The organism is Tenacibaculum finnmarkense, assembly GCF_900239185.1.
Taxonomy (GTDB): domain Bacteria; phylum Bacteroidota; class Bacteroidia; order Flavobacteriales; family Flavobacteriaceae; genus Polaribacter; species Polaribacter finnmarkensis.
This window is the reverse complement of record NZ_OENA01000074.1, coordinates 1-2,439: the sequence shown is the minus strand read 5'-3', so window position 1 is coordinate 2,439 and position 2,439 is coordinate 1. Positions and strand designations below refer to the sequence as shown.

Here is a 2,439-nt window from a genome sequence, read left to right as displayed (position 1 = left end):
CTCAAAAAACTAATTTATAGAATTATGAGCCTAGAATAATAATGTATAAACTTAATCAAGAAAAGAGTTGTTTTTTAGCTCAGTTCTTTGTTGGCATTTAGTGCTTGTTTATTTCACTGTTTTACTGCTTTCCGAAAATAATTTTTATAGTATATTTTGTAAACTATCTGATAGACTTGATTTTTCTAATAACTCTTCTTTGATACAGTCTTTTAATAGTGTTTTTAGTTTTGAGCGTGTTATAGTTTTAAAACGATCGTTTCTTAGGCAATCTAAAACGATGTCTTTGACCTCACCTAAACTTGAATAAGTTAATTCTGAGATATCTCTATGCTTATTCTTAAAAGTATCAATTAAGGTGTCGCCCTCGGTAATACTAAGATTAAGATTTTTATCAGATATTAAACTTTCATCAAAATAAATTATATGTATTGTCGATAAATTTTCCTGTCGGCTTCCTGTAATTAATGCTAATATTGCAGTATTTAGGTCGTTTTCATCCTCTATTAACCATGTAGAAAGGTCATTATTCGTAGTTTTTAGGCACGATGTTATAGCATCAGCTGATGAATCATCACTGACAATATCTACTTGATTCCATTTTGCTCTATTAATTCTTCTTACAAGGATAGACATAAATCAATTTCTAAATCTTTTATAACTTGATTGATATACTCTTGTAACCATTTTTCTCCCACTTTTACGTTTGATAAAATTGAATAACTCTTAGAAGAAGACCAATTTTCAAATGCTCTTACACCTAATTCTTTAATTTCTGTATTACTGTGGCTCAAAGATGCTAAAGCTATAACATGGCCAATTGAAGAGATATCATCCTCATCCAAATTTCCTAAAATTCTTAATAATCCAATTAAAATTTTTTCATTACTAAAATTTTGAATGTAAAGTTCGTTAATCCAATTTAAAGCAACTACAGAGTTTTGTTCAATCTGTTCACAGATAATTTTTTCACCTTCACTTCTTACACCATAATCAACGTCTTCATATGTTAGAAAAGAAATTAAAATAGGGGAAACTTTTACGTTTAAATATTCTTGACGTTTTTTGTTTAATAAGTTTTCATCAATATTTGTATTCGTGTAGTTTTCTTCAATGAAAAAATTTGAAGGTAAATTATAATTTTTGAAAAGTTCATCAGAATAATCAATCGTTTCTTTTGAAAAATTATTCCAAAATAAATCTTTTTTTATTGAATCTTGATTCTTTTGATCTATATCAATACTATTTTTAAAATGAAAAAACATAGTTTTATTATTTTGTAATTGTTTCCAAAAATTGATTTTTTATTTCTTTCTCAATTGAATTAGCGTTAGAAATAAAGTCACGGATTTCTGTAATGTTAAATCTATTGTCATTGTTTTCACTAAGAGTGTTAATGTCAATATTAGCCAATATCCCTTCAAAATCTACACTTTTGTTATTTTGACCAATTTTAGCCTTTATCCAACTAAAATCACTGGAAATATTAATTATTTCTGGATTTGGTATTTTTATTATTTTTCTAAAAGCAAATTTGTTACTCCATTGTATAGGTAATTCTTCGCTGAAATAAGGTAATGGTGTGTTGAGTTTTTTATATGTCGTTTTATTATCTAGTTTATCAACAAGTGTTTGTGTTGTAAAACCAATACGATTATGTTTTTTTGTGAATTTCTCAGAAATTTTCTCTAGAATTTGAGAAGTTTCTTTGATGAAAAATTCAAGAGTAAATAATTCATCGCTTTTAAAAGCAACATTTGTTAATGATATTTCAAGTCTTTGATTATTAAAGAGGATGTTCCAACTTTTATCTTGTGAAGTTAAAGCCAACCTAGTAATAGTTTCGTTTTTTAAATCACCATTACCAACGTTTACATTTATTTCCTGTACCTGATTAGGTATTAGTCCTTTATCAGAAAAATTCTCAAGGAAAAATTTCATGTTTTCCGCACTTGGAATAACATCATTGTAATTACCGAAGGCGATTACTTGATATTTTAAATTTACAATGTTCATTATCATTAGATTTCACGGCTAATATAAGATATTTATTTAATAATAAAACGTTAATTTTTTATATAAAATTGATAGAGAAAAGGTTCTTTATATTTTTTAAATTTTATTTCAAGAAAATATTAAAACTATCCATTAATTATACTCGAAATTCTTTTTTTAAGCACTTACCCTGCATTAATGCCAACGTTTTATATATGGTTTGTTGCGTGTTTCGAGCAACTAATTTAGTAAATAAAAACGGAATAGAAAATCCCCTAAGGATTTTCGTAAGTAGGCGAGCACTAGCAATAAATTATATATTTTGTTAGCTTTTCGTTAATTTTTCCTTTTTTACAATTAAAATACTGATATAAAATCTCACATTTTTCAGCGTTTTTATTCGGCGTTTAACTTGTCTAAATTTTCATTCCTAATTGCATAAAT

General features: G+C 26.4%; 3 protein-coding genes. All 3 read right to left on the bottom strand.

The genetic code is table 11. The annotated features are described in order from the left end of the window. Window positions 1-144: 144 nt before the first annotated feature. Genes AQ1689_RS09355 through AQ1689_RS09345 form a run of 3 tightly spaced genes read right to left on the bottom strand, consistent with a single transcriptional unit; the run spans window position 145 to window position 2,016 of the window. Window positions 145-636, bottom strand: coding sequence for a hypothetical protein (locus AQ1689_RS09355; RefSeq protein ID WP_101955920.1), 492 nt, complete (start codon window positions 634-636; stop codon window positions 145-147). Beyond that, entirely contained in the window at window positions 621-1,265 is a 645-nt protein-coding gene (locus AQ1689_RS09350; protein WP_101955919.1) for a hypothetical protein, read from the bottom strand. The genes AQ1689_RS09355 and AQ1689_RS09350 overlap by 16 nt, the downstream gene beginning before the upstream one ends. A gap of 7 nt (window positions 1,266-1,272) precedes the next feature. Further along, the gene (locus tag AQ1689_RS09345; protein WP_101955918.1) at window positions 1,273-2,016 is read right to left on the bottom strand and encodes a hypothetical protein; all 744 of its coding nucleotides are present in this window, start codon (window positions 2,014-2,016) and stop codon (window positions 1,273-1,275) included. Window positions 2,017-2,439 lie beyond the last annotated feature (423 nt).

Bases quoted from the DNA above. Each gene is read 5' to 3' on its own strand.
- AQ1689_RS09355 (WP_101955920.1), bottom strand. From the start codon at position 636: ATGTCTATCCTTGTAAGAAGAATTAATAGAGCAAAATGGAATCAAGTA.
- AQ1689_RS09350 (WP_101955919.1), bottom strand. From the start codon at position 1,265: ATGTTTTTTCATTTTAAAAATAGTATTGATATAGATCAAAAGAATCAA.
- AQ1689_RS09345 (WP_101955918.1), bottom strand. From the start codon at position 2,016: ATGAACATTGTAAATTTAAAATATCAAGTAATCGCCTTCGGTAATTAC.